This window comes from Streptomyces sp. NPDC001492 (assembly GCF_053597275.1).
Genome location: NZ_JBSFHW010000013.1, coordinates 160,804 through 175,509, shown reverse-complemented (window position 1 = coordinate 175,509; position 14,706 = coordinate 160,804). Strand labels below are relative to the sequence as shown.

Below are 14,706 nucleotides of genomic sequence, written 5' to 3'. Positions count from 1 at the left end.
TCCGCGCCTCCGGCAGACCGAGGTGGAAGTCGAGGCCGTAGGGCGCCAGGACGCGCTCCTCGTAGATCTACTGGATCGATTTCCCGGTCGCCCGGCGCACCACCTCGCCGGTGAGCGCGCCGATGACGAGCCCGTGGTAGCCGTATCCGCTCTCCGGGTCCCACAGCGGCTTCTGCCCGGTGGGGCGTGCCGCCATCAGCCGGTCGTCGGCCAACTCCTCCGTGCTGAAACCGCCGTCGGGGATGCCGACCGGCCCGGCCCGGTGCTCCAGCAGCGCGAGGACGAGATGCGCCGCGTCCCTGGTGATGGAGAACAGACCGGTCGGCGAGGACCCGTCGATTCCCTCGCCGGCCCACAGGTCCACCACCCGCCGCCCGTGGCACGTCATTCCCGCTACTGGCGGTACCCGCTCAGGAACCGTCCGATCCGGCCGATCGCCGCCTCCAGATCGTCCGCGTACGGCAGCGTCAGGATCCGGAAGTGGTCCGGTGTCGGCCAGTTGAAGCCGGTGCCCTGCACCACCTGGATCTTCTCCCGCAGCAGCAGGTCCAGGACGAACTTCTCGTCGTCGTGGATCCGGTGCACCTTGGGGTCGATGCGCGGGAACGCGTACAGCGCGCCCTTCGGCTTCACGCAGGACACGCCCGGGATCTCGTTCAGCTTCTCCCAGGCGACGTTGCGCTGCTCGTGCAGGCGGCCGCCCGGCGCGGTCAGTTCGCGGATCGACTGGCGGCCGCCGAGAGCGGCCTGGATGGCGTACTGGGCGGGCGCGTTGGCGCACAGCCGCATGGAGGCCAGCATCGTCAGGCCCTCCAGGTAGTTCTTCGCGTGCTGCTTCGGGCCCGTCACCACCAGCCAGCCCGAGCGGAAGCCGGCCACCCGGTAGGTCTTGGACAGTCCGCAGAAGGTGAGGACCACCAGGTCGGGGGCGAGCGCGGCGGCCGAGTGGTGCACGGCGTCGTCGTAGAGGATCTGGTCGTAGATCTCGTCGGCGAAGACCATAAGCCCGTGGCGGCGGGCGAGGTCGAGGATGCCCTCGATGATCTCTTTGGGATAGACCGCGCCGGTGGGGTTGTTCGGGTTGATGATGACGACGGCCTTGGTACGGTCGGTGATCTTCGAGGCCATGTCGTCCAGGTCCGGGTACCAGTCGGCCTGTTCGTCGCAGAGGTAGTGGACGGCCTTGCCGCCCGCGAGGGTCGTCACCGCCGTCCAGAGGGGGAAGTCCGGGGCGGGGATGAGGATCTCGTCGCCGTCCTCGACCAGCGCCTGTACGGCCATCGAGACCAGCTCGGAGACGCCGTTGCCGAGGAAGACGTCGTCGACGTCGACCTCCAGGCCCAGGGTCTGGTAGCGCTGGGCGACGGCCCGGCGGGCGGAGAGGATGCCGCGGGAGTCGGTGTAGCCGTGCGCCTGCGGGAGCATCCGGATCATGTCCTGGAGGATCTCCTCCGGCGCCTCGAAGCCGAACACCGCGGGGTTGCCGGTGTTCAGGCGCAGCACACTGTGGCCCGCCTCCTCCAGCGCGTTGGCGTGCTCGATCACCGGGCCGCGGATCTCGTAACAGACCTCGCTGAGCTTGTTCGACTGCCGGAACTCCATGCTCGCTCGCCCCTCCGCTTTCGTGTGTTGCTTGGTTTTACCAAGTTCGAGCTTGGAAAGTCCAACAACATGTCTAGACTGCGTCGCATGTCACGACGCCGAAGCTACGACCAGTACTGTTCCGCCGCCCGCGCCCTCGACCTCGTCGGCGACCGCTGGACCCTGCTGATCGTCCGGGAGCTGCTGGCCGGGCCTCGCCGCTACACGGACCTGCACGCGGACCTGCCCGGCGTGAGCACGGACGTACTCGCCTCACGGCTGAAGGACATGGAACGCGACGGACTCAGCACGCGCCGCCGGCTGCCGCCGCCCGGTGCGGCCTACGTCTACGAACTCACCCCGCGGGGACGGGAATTGCTGCCGGTGCTGCAGGCGCTGAGCGTGTGGGGCCAGGACGAGCTGGGAGAGCGGCGGCCCACGGACGCCCTGCGCGCCCACTGGTTCGCGCTGCCCCTGCTGCGCTCGCTGGAGGGGGAGGGGCTCGTCGAGGTCCGGCTGGAGGAGGGTGACTTCCATCTGTACGTCGGTGCCGAGGACGGCCCGGTGTACGGCGACGGACCGGCTCCGGGGGAGCCCGACGCGCGGCTGGCCCTGGACGCCGGGACGGGCGCGGCCCTCGCACGAGGGGAGCTGACCCTGGCCGACGCGGTACGGACCGGACGGGCCACCGTCACCGGAGACGGCACCCTGGCAAAGGCACTGCGCGAGGCCTGAGAGGACAGGAAGGCCCGCCGGGTGCGGGCCTTTTGTGGGGGCGTCAGGTCCCCGGCGGCACCTGTGATGAGGACGGGGCGCCGGCGCGGGCGGGCCTTTTGTCGAGGGTCTGGCATCCGGCGGTGTGCGAGGGGTTGTCCCTTCCGCCGCGTCGACCGGCGACGGCACCCTGGCAAAGGCGCCGCGCGAGGCTTGAGAGGACAGGAAGGCCTGCCGGGTGCGGGCCTTCTGTGGGGGCGTCAGGTGCCCGGCGGCACCTGTGAGGGTCGGCCCCGACCCGCGCGTCAGCTCGTACCTGCGAGGCGCGGTGCGGCAGGGGCTGGTTCGCCGTCACCGGCGAGGACGCCCTGGCGAAGGTGCTGCGTGAGGCGTGGCACGGAGGACGGGGCGCCGGCGCCAGCGGGGCTTTTGTCGAGGGTCTGGCATCCGGCGGTGTGCGAGGGGTTGTCCCTTCCGCCGCGTCGACCGGCGACGGCACCCTGGCAAAGGCACTGCGCGAGGCCTGAGAGGACAGGAAGGCCCGCCGGGTGCGGGCCTTCCGTGGGGGCGTCAGGTGCCCGGCGGCACCTGTGAGGGTCGGCCCCGACCCGCGCGTCAGCTCGTACCTGCGAGGCGCGGTGCCGTGGTGCGGGAGGGGCGGTACGGCGTCACCGGAGACGGCACCCTGGCAAAGGCGCCGCGTGAGGCCTGAGGCGGCAGAAGGCCCGCCGGGTGCGGGCCTTCTACCAGGGTGTCAGGTGCCCGGTGGTACCCGTGAGGGGCGGCCCGAGCCGCGGGTCAGTGCGTATCCGCCGACGCCCGCGAGCGCGGCCAGCGCGCCGCCGATCGCCGTCCACACCCACCGGTCCGACCACCAGCCGGACGCCCAGCCGTCCTCGGGCTCGATGCTCGACAGCACGGCCGGCTTCGACGAATCCCCGTCGGCCGCCTCGGACTTGGAGGTCACGGCGATGCCCGGCACCAGCGGCTGCGCCAGCGAGCCGTCCACCGCCGCCGAGCCGCCGATGTCCTTGGAGCCGACCCGGACCGAGGCGCGGATCGGCTGGCCGAGGTCGGCCGTCGCCAGGCTCACCGCGGTCAGCCGTATGTAGTACGTCCCCGGCAGCGGGTCATCGGCCCACGGTTCCGACCAGGCGCGCACGGTACGCAGGGTGCAGGCCAGGTCGACCCTGGCCGAGCCCTGGGCCGCGGTGCGCGTCTGCGCCCCGTACTGGCAGGCCTGGCGGCGCCGCAGTCCGTCGTAGACGTCGATCTGCCAGGTCTGCGCGGCATGCGTGTCCGGCAGCTTCACGGTGGCTTCGACGGTGGGGCGCTGACCGGCGTCCGCGGGGAACGACCAGTACAGGTAGTCGCCCGTGGAGCCGACCGCCGTGGCCTGCTGCCCCTGCTCGAACTCCGTCGCCGTACGGAAGGACGTACCCGCCGAGGTCGGCGCCGAGCTGCTGTCGGAGGCGCTGGGCGACGGGGACGAGTCCGCCGCCGCGGGAGCGGCCGCCAGCCCCAGCGTCAGCAGGGCCGCGCTCAACACATTGGTGATCCGCATCAGTTGGTCCTCCAGACCGCGACCCGCCAGCGTGACAGCCAGCCCCAGATCAGACCGGCCAGGAAGCCGGCCAGCACCAGCACGCCGAGCAGCCACCAGCCGCGGCCGAGGCCGAAGGAGGCCACGTCGCTCGCGTGGGACGGGCCGTCGACCACGTCCACGGTCAGCTCCAGCGGCAGACCGGGCGTGGTCTTCACGCCGGAGGCAGCCGAGAAGGAGTTGGTGACCTGAAGGCAGACCGTCTCCGCGGCGGGCTTGTCGCTGTCGTCGTCCCGGTCGGGCTTGGGGTAGCGCAGGCCGGTGGAGAGGACGTCCGTACGACCGTTGCCCGCGGCCTCCCCGCGCACGATCTCGCGGCCGTGCACCGTGACGGCCCGCAGCAGCGCCCCGTAGTCGGGACCGACGGCCCGGTCGGCCGCCACGCTCACCGAGGCGCGCAGCTCCTGTCCCGCCATGACCTCCACGCGGTACCAGCGCTGCTGCCCGAACTCCTCACGGTCCGTGTACAGACCCGACTTCAGGACCGGCGCGTCCGTGCACTGCGTGGCCCCCTCGGTGGCGACGGGAGTCACCACGGGGTTTGCCGCCCGGTCCACCAACTGGTTGACCTTGTCGGTGAGTTCGTCGGTGTGCTCGACCGAGGTGTAGGTGCCGCCGGTCGCCTCGGCGATACAGCTGAGCTGCTTGTTCAGCTTGGTGTCGGGGACCAGGCCGAGGGTGTCGATGGTCATGCCGATGCCCTTGGCGGCGATCTCGCGGGCCACCTCGCACGGGTCGAGCGGGGCGCAGGTGTCCTCGCCGTCGGTGATCAGCACGATCCGCTTGGAGCCGTCGCCGTCCCGCAGGTCGTCGGCCGCCTTGAGGAGGGCCGGGCCGATCGGGGTCCAGCCGGTGGGCGAGAGGGTCGCCACCGCCGTCTTCGCCTCGGTGCGGTCCAGGGCGCTGACCGGGTAGAGCTGCGCGGTGTCCTTGCAGCCGGTCCTCCGGTCGTTGCCCGGGTAGTTGGCACCGAGCGTGCGGATGCCGAGCTGGACCTCCTCGGGCGTCGCGTCGAGCACCTCGTTGAACGCCTGCTTCGCCGCGGCCATCCGGGTCCCGCCGTCGATGTCCCGGGTCCGCATGGAACCACTGACGTCGAGGACGAGATCGACCTTCGCGGTGGCCCCGCCCGTGGGTTCGCCGGCGCTCGCCGCGGCCGGGAACGCGATCCCGGCCGCCAGGGCGGCGAGCAGGGCGCACACCCCAGCCGCCAGCCGTTGTCTTCTGATCATCGGCGGATCTTATTGATCAGATGTGCCGGGCTCCAAAACGAGCGTCAGCGGGCCCCGGAGTGCCGGGGATTGGGCAGCTCGGCCCACTGGTCACCGGGCGTCCCCGGCGACATCCGCATCAGCGTCAGAGCCTTCGCGGGCAGCGGCTCTTCCAGCAGCGCGAGCAGGTCGGGGGTGCGCGGCAGATCCCGTACGGCCGTCTCCAGGGCCCTTCCGAGCGCCTGCGCCGAACCCGCCGTACCGGCGAGGGCGCCCGCCACCAGCGACCCGAACAGTTTGCGCCGCAGCGCCGTCACGTCGTCGGTCACGATCCGTCCGGACAGCTCAGGGACCGGGATGCCGTGCCGGGCCAGCCGCGCCGGGCTGACGCGGATGTCGGCGAGGTCGCGGTAGACCAGCCGCAGCGGGGCACCCGTCGCCGAGAGGACGACCAGGAGGTTCTGGCCATGCGCCTCAAGGGCCACTCCCAGCTCCAGCAGGCGCAGGCCCACGGTGAGGGTGAGGCGGGTGAAGTCGGCGAGCCAGGCGGGGGATTCGGGCAGCGCGGTGGTGGCGAGCGCGGCCACCGGCACGACCCGCTCGCCGCGGGCCGTCGAGGCGTACGTCTGCGGCGACTCCCGCAGCACGGCGGCGAGGTCCGCGGACCCGGCCGCGGCCGCACCCAGTGTGCGCGTGACATGCAGCAGGCCGTCGGCGCGCGCCGCCAGTGACTCCGCGAACGCCGACAACGTCGCCGACAGCGCGATCGAGTAGAGCGAGATGTCCCGCACCGAGGACGTCAGCCGGGCGCTCAGCGCGGTCTTGACATGCGGCCCGCCGGGCAGCGCGAGCGTGCGCAGGGACATCAGCGGGTGCGCGGTGAGCTGCTCGTCGCAGGTCCGCTTGAGCACATGTGCCGCCTGCCACGGGTGCACCGGCAGCAACAGCCGTTCCCCGTCCCGCATGCCGTCCGGCCACACCCCCGTCACCAGGCACTCGTCCGTCCGGACCGGCAGCATCCCCAGCCCGACCCGCGGCCGGTGCTCGGGTCCGTAGGCCAGCTGCTCGGCCACCGAGAAACCGGGCCGGGAACGGCAGCCCGGATGGAAGGGATGCCCGTCGACCACCCGCTGCTCCCACTCCCAGTCCTGCGCGGGCCACTCGTCCGGGTGGCGCTCCTGATCGGCCCGCGACAGCGCCAAGGACGCCACGCTGTGCCCCAGTTCGGCCGCGAAGTCGACGCAGTGCGGCACCGCGAGCGCGGTCATCAGCCGCGCCGGATGGTCGTAGGCCACGCTGTCCAGCTGTACGGCGGTGACGTGGGCGGCGGTGGCGTACGGATCCGCGGCCGGCCCGTGCAGCCGGCGCCCGTCGCGAAGGCGCAGGGTCAGGCCGTCCCCGGCCGGGTCCCGGCCGGTGATCCACGGCAGCGGCTCATGGGCGAGCGCCCGCCACAGCCGGGTCAGCACGGCCGCCCGGGCGCCCGGCAGCTCGGCCGCGTACCGTGACAGAAGCGCGGGGCGTACGGCGGCCAGCTCGTCGGCGACCTCGGCCTCCGCGGGGTGGGGACGGTGCACGGGTGGGCTCCTCGGGTACGAGTAGGGCGTCACGGACGGGAGGTGACGGCATACATACTGATCGTCTCCGCCCGAACGGACCTCGGAGAACGAGTGGATCGCGTGGATCTCATCCCCCCGCACACCGGTGACGACCCCGCCGGCGGTGCCGACGCGTACGCGGCCGCACCGCTCCTGAACTGTCTGCTGCGCGAGGTGGCCCAGCCGGTCGGGCGGGCCGGCGAGCGCCTCACCTACCGGCTGCCCGGTGTCGACCGGCTGCTGCGGGTCCGCGGCGAGCGGCGGCCCGCCGAACCCGAGGTGTACGCGGCGGGCCACTGGCACCACATCGGGCACACCGAGCTCGTCAAGCTGGTCGCCGAGGAGCTGTGCCGCCACACGGGCCTGTCCAACCACGAACTCCCCGCCGAGATGATCGACAGCCGGGACGCCGTGGCCGCACTGCTCACCGCCCGCGCCCGGACGACGGCGCCCGAGGACCCGTACCAGCGCTCCGAGCAGTCCCTGATCACCGGACACCCCTACCACCCGGCCCCCAAGGCGCGCGGCGGCGGCCCGGTCGCCGGCTGGCTGCCGTACGCCCCCGAGGCCCACGCCCGCTTCCCGCTGGTGCTGCTCGGCGTGCGCGAGGACCTGGTCGTCGAGGAGGGCGACACCTCGGCGCTGGACGCCCTCGGCGAGGCCCCGCCCGGCTACCGGCTGCTGCCCGCCCACCCCTGGCAGCTCGACCTCCTGGACCTCGCGCCCGCCTTCGCCGACCGCCGTCTGATCCGGCTGGGCACGACCGGCTTCGACACCTGGCCCACGGCCGCGATCCGCACCCTCTACGTCCCCGGGCGCGACTTCTTCCTGAAGTTCAGCCTCGACGTCCGCATCACCAACGACATCCGGCGGCTGTGGCGCCACGACCTGCTGAAGCTCCGCCGGACGGACGCGGCGGCGGCCGCCGCCTTCGCCGCGATGGACGGCCCGGCGGCCTGGCTCGGCGACCGCGGCTACCGCACCGCCGCCTTCGCCTTCGAGGAACTCGCCGTCCTGGTCCGCGACGGACTGCACGGTCATCTGCTGCCCGGCGCGACCCCGCTGCTCGCCGCGGGCCTGGTGGAGGGCTTCGCGGGCAGCCCGCTCGACGGGGCCCGCGACCCGGGGGCCTGGTGGGAGGCGTATCTGAGGGCCGTCGTGCCCCCGGCCCTGGCGGCCTTCGCGGACCACGGTGTCGTACTCGAGGCACATCTGCAGAACACGCTGGTCGCCGTCGACCCGGACGGCACCCCGGTGCAGGCGCTGTTCCGGGACGCCGAGGGCGTGAAGCTGCTGCCGGCCGTCTCGCGCGCGGCCGGCTGGGAACGGCTGGTCTACTGCCTGGTCGTCAACCACGTCACGGAGGTCGCCGCCGCCCTGGCCGAACGCCGGCCCGGCCTCGACCCCTGGCCGGCCGTACGCCGCGAACTCGCCCGCCACGACCTCCCCGAGACCGCGGCCCTGCTCACCGCGCCGACCCTCCCCGGCAAGACGAACCTGCTGCTGCGCTGGACGGGCGCGGACGGCGCGGACGCCCGCTATCTGCCGCTGCCGAACCCGCTGGCCACCGGTCAGACGCGCTCGTAGAAACCGTCGAGGCGGCCGCGCGCGAGTACGTCACCCGCGGCGGCGAGCACGGCCCGCGGTCTGGCGGAGTCCGGCACGGTGTCGCTCTTGCCGATCGTCAGCCGCTTGCCCAGGGCGAACAGCTGGAAGGCGTAACGGTGCGGGCCGTGGCCCTTGATCGGCGCCGGTCCGAGGTAGCCGCGGCGCGAGCCCGAACTCAGCAGCCGTACGCCGTCGGCGGGGGTCCCGGCGTCGAGGCCGCCCTGGGGGAGACCGGTCAGGGACGGGGCGAGCAGGGCGATGCCGTGGTTGTACGGGTGCGCCGTCGGTGCGTCGGGGTCCTCGATGACCAGCAGCAACTGAACCGTTCCCGCGGGCGCCGCGCTCCAGGTCAGGGCCGGTGACAGATTCCGGCCGCCGAGTCGCTTGCCGGCGTGCGGGGTCGGGATCGTCGCCTCGTGGGCGAAGTCGGGACTGCTCAGCCTCAGCGTGTTCGCGCCCGCCAGGTTCGGCGCGTTCCAGGCGAGGCCCTCGTCCCCGGCCCGCTTGTTCTTCAGTAACTTGCCCATGACAGCCATGAGTTGCTCCTCGTGGGGGTTTCGATCCTTATACACGGGGATCGCGAGGGTTCGCACAGGAACATTTCGGGCTGCGGGCAGGGAAATCCTCGGTGTCCGCCGAGATCTGGTGCTGACCGCCGCTGTTCGCGCTTGTCGGTGCCGGCCGCTGATGTCAGATGTCGTCCATGCTCGCCGGGCCTGCGACGCATTTCCCGCTCTCGTTCACCACGTAGATGACGTCACGGGTCCCCACTTCGCCCGTCGCCTTACCAGGCTCGGGGTCGATGAACGGGCAGACCGACTCCACTCCACGGACAACGACCTTGTACGTCCTGGGCCACGCGCGTCCCTCGGTCCACCCAGAGTAGGAACCGCCGCCCTCGCCAGGCTTTCGGTCAGGTTCCCCTTCGACCACGAGGCCGAGCTTTCCGCACTGCGGACAACCGAACACGTGGGCATCCCAGGCCGACTCGTTGACCACTCGCACCGGCCGTCCTTCATCATCGGAACTGCCGCACCCCGTAACGGAGACGGCAACGATGCCCAGCGCGGCGACCAGCAGCGAAATACGCGGCCGCTTCACGCTCCGGCAGGCCACAGTGCTGGGCGTGCCTGGTCTCCAAGTTCGCATGCCTGGACTCTCTCGTGATCATGATTCGGGCCGAATCATCTCAGGTCACAGCAGGGATGGACAACGGTCCAAGACCGACGTGAACCTGCTCAGTACCAGACGGAGAACGTGGCGTCGGCTCGGCCGGTGGTGGTGGAGATCGGGTCGATGCGCAGCGCGTAGTCGTAGTGCCGGATGTAGCGGTCCGGGTAGTTGTGGGAGCGGAACGACGACCAGGACGGGTCGGCGAGCCCGGACGTCTTGTGGAAGGTGGCGTCCTGGGCGAATTTCGCGGTGCCGTCGTTGGCGTCCAGTCGCAGCTGGAAGTAGGAGTGCCGCAGGTGGCGGGTCGGGTCGGTGACGGACTGGAAGGAGACGCCGGAGGGGTCGGCCAGCCCCGGCACCAGCTTCCACTGCGAGTCGGTGTACGGATCGAACGGGTAGGGGTCGATGCGGCCGAGGGAGTCGACCTGCCGCCAGTATCTGTCCGGGAAGTTGTAGGACTTCAGCCGGTTCCAGGCCGGCTTTCCCCACTTGGCGACCATGTTGTCGTACACCGTCTGGGGAATCTGCTTGATGTCGGCGTGCTTGGAGTTCAGCGGCTGGGTGTAGAGGCGCCGGTCGGTGGCGGTCCAGGTGCCGGTGGAGAGGTCGTTGGACTGGTAGGCGTAGAAGAGTGCGTTGGCGTCGCCCCACAGGTACCAGGTGCCGGCGGCCTGGGCGAGGATCGGGCCCTCGATGCCTCCCTGGGGCGCCAGGCCCGAGGTGAACTGGGTGAAGCTGCCCGGATCGAGCGAGGTGGACTTCGCACCCGTGAGGCTGTTGTGGCCCTTGTAGTACAGGTAGTTGACGCCGTTCACGTCCTTGGCCAGGGTGCCGTCGATGACGTCGTAGCCCGGGTCGAAGAAGACCTGCGGTGCCGTCACGGTCTGGAAGTCCGTGGTGTAGTTGACCATGATCACGTTGTGGCCGCTGCTGTTCACGGCCGAGTAGATGATGGCGTACTGGCCGCGGGAGGGGTCCCAGAAGGCGTCCGGCGCCCAGGTGTGGGTGGCCATGTCGTGCAGTTTCAGCAGGCGGTAGTTGTCGAAGGAGCGCAGGTCGGCGGAGTCCCAGACGTGGATGTACGGGGTCTTCTTGGTCCAGTCGGTGCCCTTCAGGTTGGTCGCCAGGACGACGTAGGTGCCGTCCTGCTTGGGCACGATGACGGGGTCGCGCAGACCGAGGTCGCCCGCGGTCGGGGTCACGACGGGGTTGTTCTGGTTCAGCGGCATCCATTGCAGCGCGTCGGTGCTGACCGCGAGGTGCAGGCCGTAGTCCGTGCCGAGGTTTCTCGGTGACTGGGTGAAGTAGGCCATGACGTACGGGGAGGCCGTCGCGGCGCTCGCGGACCGGCTGCCGAGGGTCAGCGCGCCGGTCATGGACAGCGGCACGGCCGCGGCCATGCCGAGGAACAGCCGGCGCGACGGGAGGGGGGTTGCGCTCATCTGGTGCCTCCGGGGCGTAGGGAGGTGCGGGCGGATGAAGAACCCGTGGGCGGCCCCGGCCCGGAGCCGCCCACGGGTTCGGTCCCTCGTCAGTTCCAGGGAGCCGAGGTGAGCCAGCTGGTGTCCTGGGCCCATGACGTCGTGGAGTCAAAGGCGTTGGAGCCGCCGTTGCTGGCGATGTAGACCGTGTAGTTGTAGTGGCGGAGGTACTTCGTCGGGAAGTTGACCGACTGGAAGGAGGTGCCGACGCCGCTGTTGCCCGCGGTGGGGCAGAAGGTGGCGTCCTTGGCGAAGTTGCTTCCGCCGTCGTCGAAGTTCAGGTTGAGCTGGTAGTTGTAGTGGCGCAGGAACTGGCCGGGCTTGTCGACGGACTCGAAGGACACACACGAGGGGTTGGCCAGTCCGGCCCGGACGATCCAGGTGGCGTCGGCCTTGTCGGTGGCCGAGCTGGCTGAGGTGATGTTGGAGATGACGACCTTGTTGTCGGCGTCGTTGTGGCGCAGGTAGTGCGAGGTGCAGCAGGGCGAGGTGGTGGCCTTGAGAGAGATCCGGGAGCCGGGGGTGAGGGTTCCGGTGCTGGTCGAGCCGCCGTCGTAGCCGACGGCGGTGATGTTGGCCTGGACGGCGTTCTCGGTGGCGTCCGAGGGGTAGCCCTGGGTCATGACGCCTTCGTAGAAGGTGCCCTGGGCCCACTTGCTGTTGTCACCGCCGATGCCGAGGATGATCGCGCCTTCCTTGTGCATCGGGTTGTAGCCGGAGGCGGTGGGGCGTATTCCGTTGTAGAAGGTGGACAGGCCGCCCGACTGGGCGTCGCCGCCGCGCAGGGCCCACTGGTTCGCGCCGCCCTTGAGCATGGCGGTCAGGAACCGGTGGTCGACACTGGGGTTGCCCGCGTTGAGTCCGCGGTTGACTCCGGAGAAGAGACCGTTCTCCAGGTCGGCCATGACCCAGGGGCCGTTGCCGCTGCCCCAGCCCCAGCCCTTGTTGTTGCCGAAGTAGAGGGCCTCCATGTGGCCGTTGCCGGTGTCCAGGCTGTTGGTCTCGGCGTTGCCGTAGTCGAAGCAGCAGCCGCCGTTGAAGTGCTTGCCGTTGAAGATGGCGTACATGCCCTCGGGCTGGTCGCCGGTGGCGATGCCGTTGGTGTTGTTGTTGCGGTAGCCGGTGCCGGGGGCGATGTAGACGCCGTACGCCTTGTGCCCGCCGACGGTGACCGGCGCCTCGACGGCGTTGGCGAGGTTGTCCGGACCGCCGGCGGCTCCGCCCCCGGGTGCCTGGGTGAGGTTGTTGCCCTTGGGGGACTGGTCGTAGATGACGGTGATGACGCAGGTGGTGTTCGCGCAGAAGGAGTCCTGCTGTGCGGCGTCGGCGTATCCGCCCGCGCTCAGCAGGCCGATGTCCTTGGTCGCGTTGTCCGAGGCGCGCTTGACCTGGTACAGCGGGCCGTTGTACGCCCCGTACAGGGCGCGGGTGGTGCTGTGTGCGGCGACGCAGGGGGTGTTGCCCGCGGCGTAGATGTCGCACGGCCCCTGGGTGGCGGCCTGCGAGGTGGTGGCCGTGGCGGTGAGCAGTCCGGCGGCGAGCGCGGCGGTGGCACCGGCCGCGAGCAGCGCGCGTCTGACGCCGCGCATCCAGAGTGGCTTGATCACGAAGAACTCCTTTTCGAGGTGGAGTGGGAGGTGAGTGTCGACGAACTCCCGGGTGCCGCCGTCACGGCGGCACCCGGCCCGGCCGGTGGCTCCGTGGGCCGGCCGAGGCGGCGGGCGCCGTCACCGGAGCTGTGGATTCCGCCGCCGGAGCGGCGGACCCTCAGAGCGCTCAGGGTGGGGCCCCCGTGAGACGGTGGGGTCAGCTCGTCACGCGGAAGGTGGCGTCGCCGCGCCCCGTCTCGGTCGTGATCGGATCGAGCTTCAAGTAGTAGGCGTAGTGGCGGATGTAGCGGTCGGGGAAGTTGTACGACTGGAACGACGACCAGGTGGCGTCGGCGAGCCCGGCGACCTTGCGGAAGGTCGCGTCCGCGGCGAACTGGCTGCTGCCGTCGTTGAGGACGAGCTGGAAGTCGTAGTTGGCGTGCCGCAGGAAGTAGCCGGGGTAGTTCACCGACTCGAAGGAGACGGTGCCGGTGCCCGCCAGGCCGGGCCGCAGCCGGAACTGGGAGTCCTCGACGGGGCTGACGTTCGGGTCGATGCGCACGTCGAAGTTGGTCTGGCGCACGTACCGGTCCTGGAAGTTGTACGACTGGAGCCGCTGCGCCGGGGTGTTGGGCCAGCGGGCCAGCACGCGGCTCTCCTCGCCGGCCGTGAGGGCCATGATCGCGCCGTGGCGCTTGGCGGTGCCGCCCATGTCGTAGTTGGCCGCCGGCTGGAGCTGGTAGGTGCTGACGTCGAACGGGTTGGTCGTCAGGATCGGCCGGTACTCGCGTACGCCCTGCGGGTTGTTGTAGTCGATGTAGAGGGCCCACTGATTGCTGTTCTGGAACTTCATCCAGACCGGGCCTTCGACCACATTGCCGGTGAGGCCGATGCTGGAGAGGTTGCCGAGGTTGGTCCACGTCCCCAGGATCGAGTTGCTGCCCTCGACGTTGTTCTGGCCGTCGCCGGAGACCCTCAGGTAGCGGTAGGGACCGGTACCTGAGGGCACCTCGGTCATCTGGGTGTCGACGACCGGGGTGCTGCCGGGCGGGTCGATCCAGATCTGCGGGGTGGTGATGGTGCGGAAGTCCTTGGTGCGGGCGGCGTAGATGCGGTACTTGAAGATGCCGTTGACCGTGGCGTTCGTCGCCCAGTACAGGACGTAGTCGTTGGTCTCGGGGTTCCAGATCGCCTCCGGTGCCCACGCGTTCTTTCCGCCGGGGATCAGTCCGGCGGCGCCGAGCAGCCACGGCTTCGACCAGGTGACCAGATCGGTCGACTCCCACACCACGAAGTTGGGGCTGCCGTTGGCGTACGTCGAGCCGCAGTGGATGCACAGGTCGGTCGCGATGATCCAGTACTTGCTGCCGTCGGGGGAGCGCACCAAAGCGGGGTCGCGCACCCCCTTCGTGCCGATCTGGGAGTTGAGGACCGGCGCTCCGCCGTTGAGGTCGTTCCAGTGCAGGCCGTCCGTGCTGTGGGCGAGGTACAGCATCTGACCGGTCGCGGAGTCGCCGGTGAAGTGCACCATCAGGTAGCCGGGGTCGGCGGCGGCCGCCCGCTGGGGTGTGGTGAGGGCTTGGCCCGTGAAGAGAAGGCAGACGGCAAGCAACATCACCGTCAGCCGGGCGCGGAGCGCAGACATCGGATCTCCTGTCGGGTGCGGGTGCCACCGCCGGGCGAAGGGGGAGCGGTGTGGCGGGGGGAACTTGGTCTCGTAATGAGCGGGACAGGACCCGGACACCGCGCGGGCCGGAAGGGGGGATCCGAACGACGGTGTTTCACCGCTTCGCCCAGGGCGCTGTGGTGACGGCGGGTCAGGGCGTGCGAGCACGTGCGTCCGACCAGGTGGGGCGGTTGCGGCACGGGCCGGGTGTCTGTGCGTCTCGGTGCCCGTGAGGGCGTTTCAGGTGGGGGCGCTTCGGCCGGAAGCCTTCATTGTCAACTCACTGTCCGATCAGGCAGGGTGGACGATATATCGAACGCTGTTCGTGAAATCGGGCAGAGGCTAAATCCGGAAAAGAGAGCGCGTCAATACATCCGACACATCCGATTAACCGAACGGACAAATGAGCGATCGCCTCCGCCCGCACAACCCCCGGCGCATCGCACCGGCGGCCCGGTTTCTGTTATCGCCCCGCCGTCCCC

12 protein-coding genes are annotated in these 14,706 nt (G+C 70.6%); 2 read left to right on the top strand and 10 right to left on the bottom strand.

What is annotated here, in order from left to right:
- Positions 1 to 67: 67 nt before the first annotated feature.
- Together ACWC1K_RS18980 and ACWC1K_RS18975 are read right to left on the bottom strand one after the other, a co-directional pair.
- The gene (locus tag ACWC1K_RS18980; RefSeq protein ID WP_450832687.1) at positions 68 to 388 is read right to left on the bottom strand and encodes a serine hydrolase; all 321 of its coding nucleotides are present in this window, start codon (positions 386 to 388) and stop codon (positions 68 to 70) included.
- A 5-nt stretch (positions 389 to 393) separates the two neighbouring features.
- Complete coding sequence (locus ACWC1K_RS18975; protein WP_344397913.1) at positions 394 to 1,602, bottom strand: pyridoxal phosphate-dependent aminotransferase; 1,209 nt, start codon at positions 1,600 to 1,602, stop codon at positions 394 to 396.
- An 87-nt stretch (positions 1,603 to 1,689) separates the two neighbouring features.
- Between ACWC1K_RS18975 and ACWC1K_RS18970 the strand changes: the two genes are divergently transcribed.
- Positions 1,690 to 2,316: a winged helix-turn-helix transcriptional regulator gene (locus tag ACWC1K_RS18970; RefSeq protein ID WP_450832685.1), complete on the top strand. Its 627-nt coding sequence runs from the start codon at positions 1,690 to 1,692 to the stop codon at positions 2,314 to 2,316.
- A gap of 733 nt (positions 2,317 to 3,049) precedes the next feature.
- On the opposite strand, the gene ACWC1K_RS18965 is transcribed toward ACWC1K_RS18970, so the two are convergent.
- From ACWC1K_RS18965 to ACWC1K_RS18955, 3 genes are read right to left on the bottom strand one after another with little or no spacing between them, the layout of a single operon-like run.
- Positions 3,050 to 3,859 (bottom strand): hypothetical protein, encoded by an 810-nt coding sequence (locus ACWC1K_RS18965; protein WP_450832684.1) that lies wholly within the window; start codon positions 3,857 to 3,859, stop codon positions 3,050 to 3,052.
- Positions 3,859 to 5,130, bottom strand: a complete 1,272-nt coding sequence (locus tag ACWC1K_RS18960; protein ID WP_450832682.1) for a VWA domain-containing protein — start codon at positions 5,128 to 5,130, stop codon at positions 3,859 to 3,861. The genes ACWC1K_RS18965 and ACWC1K_RS18960 overlap by 1 nt, the downstream gene beginning before the upstream one ends.
- 44 nt (positions 5,131 to 5,174) lie before the next feature.
- On the bottom strand, positions 5,175 to 6,686 hold the full coding sequence (locus tag ACWC1K_RS18955) for an IucA/IucC family protein (RefSeq protein ID WP_450832681.1): 1,512 nt from the start codon (positions 6,684 to 6,686) through the stop codon (positions 5,175 to 5,177).
- Positions 6,687 to 6,779: 93 nt separating this feature from the next.
- Here ACWC1K_RS18955 and ACWC1K_RS18950 point away from each other — a divergent pair, with 93 nt between their 5' ends.
- Positions 6,780 to 8,294, top strand: coding sequence for an IucA/IucC family protein (locus ACWC1K_RS18950; protein WP_450832680.1), 1,515 nt, complete (start codon positions 6,780 to 6,782; stop codon positions 8,292 to 8,294).
- Here ACWC1K_RS18950 and ACWC1K_RS18945 read toward each other — a convergent pair.
- From ACWC1K_RS18945 to ACWC1K_RS18925, 5 genes are all read right to left on the bottom strand, one after another.
- Positions 8,279 to 8,851: a YbhB/YbcL family Raf kinase inhibitor-like protein gene (locus tag ACWC1K_RS18945; RefSeq protein WP_450832678.1), complete on the bottom strand. Its 573-nt coding sequence runs from the start codon at positions 8,849 to 8,851 to the stop codon at positions 8,279 to 8,281. The two genes, ACWC1K_RS18950 and ACWC1K_RS18945, sit on opposite strands and share 16 nt — an antisense overlap.
- Positions 8,852 to 9,005: 154 nt before the next feature.
- Complete coding sequence (locus tag ACWC1K_RS18940; protein ID WP_450832676.1) at positions 9,006 to 9,416, bottom strand: hypothetical protein; 411 nt, start codon at positions 9,414 to 9,416, stop codon at positions 9,006 to 9,008.
- Between the two features lie 137 nt (positions 9,417 to 9,553).
- Entirely contained in the window at positions 9,554 to 10,930 is a 1,377-nt protein-coding gene (locus tag ACWC1K_RS18935; protein WP_450832674.1) for a glycoside hydrolase family 43 protein, read from the bottom strand.
- 89 nt (positions 10,931 to 11,019) lie between these two features.
- Positions 11,020 to 12,558 (bottom strand): alpha-L-arabinofuranosidase B, encoded by a 1,539-nt coding sequence (locus ACWC1K_RS18930; protein WP_450832740.1) that lies wholly within the window; start codon positions 12,556 to 12,558, stop codon positions 11,020 to 11,022.
- Between the two features lie 217 nt (positions 12,559 to 12,775).
- Positions 12,776 to 14,203 carry a glycoside hydrolase family 43 protein gene (locus ACWC1K_RS18925; protein WP_450832672.1) on the bottom strand — a complete coding sequence of 476 codons (1,428 nt, stop codon included), beginning with the start codon at positions 14,201 to 14,203 and terminating at the stop codon, positions 12,776 to 12,778.
- Positions 14,204 to 14,706 lie beyond the last annotated feature (503 nt).

Excerpts from the sequence above, each read along its gene's own strand:
- ACWC1K_RS18945 (WP_450832678.1), bottom strand. The coding sequence starts at position 8,851 with ATGGCTGTCATGGGCAAGTTACTGAAGAACAAGCGGGCCGGGGACGAG.
- ACWC1K_RS18935 (WP_450832674.1), bottom strand. The coding sequence starts at position 10,930 with ATGAGCGCAACCCCCCTCCCGTCGCGCCGGCTGTTCCTCGGCATGGCC.
- ACWC1K_RS18965 (WP_450832684.1), bottom strand. The coding sequence starts at position 3,859 with ATGCGGATCACCAATGTGTTGAGCGCGGCCCTGCTGACGCTGGGGCTG.
- ACWC1K_RS18980 (WP_450832687.1), bottom strand. The coding sequence starts at position 388 with ATGACGTGCCACGGGCGGCGGGTGGTGGACCTGTGGGCCGGCGAGGGA.
- ACWC1K_RS18975 (WP_344397913.1), bottom strand. The coding sequence starts at position 1,602 with ATGGAGTTCCGGCAGTCGAACAAGCTCAGCGAGGTCTGTTACGAGATC.
- ACWC1K_RS18925 (WP_450832672.1), bottom strand. The coding sequence starts at position 14,203 with ATGTCTGCGCTCCGCGCCCGGCTGACGGTGATGTTGCTTGCCGTCTGC.
- ACWC1K_RS18930 (WP_450832740.1), bottom strand. The coding sequence starts at position 12,558 with ATGCGCGGCGTCAGACGCGCGCTGCTCGCGGCCGGTGCCACCGCCGCG.
- ACWC1K_RS18970 (WP_450832685.1), top strand. The coding sequence starts at position 1,690 with ATGTCACGACGCCGAAGCTACGACCAGTACTGTTCCGCCGCCCGCGCC.
- ACWC1K_RS18960 (WP_450832682.1), bottom strand. The coding sequence starts at position 5,130 with ATGATCAGAAGACAACGGCTGGCGGCTGGGGTGTGCGCCCTGCTCGCC.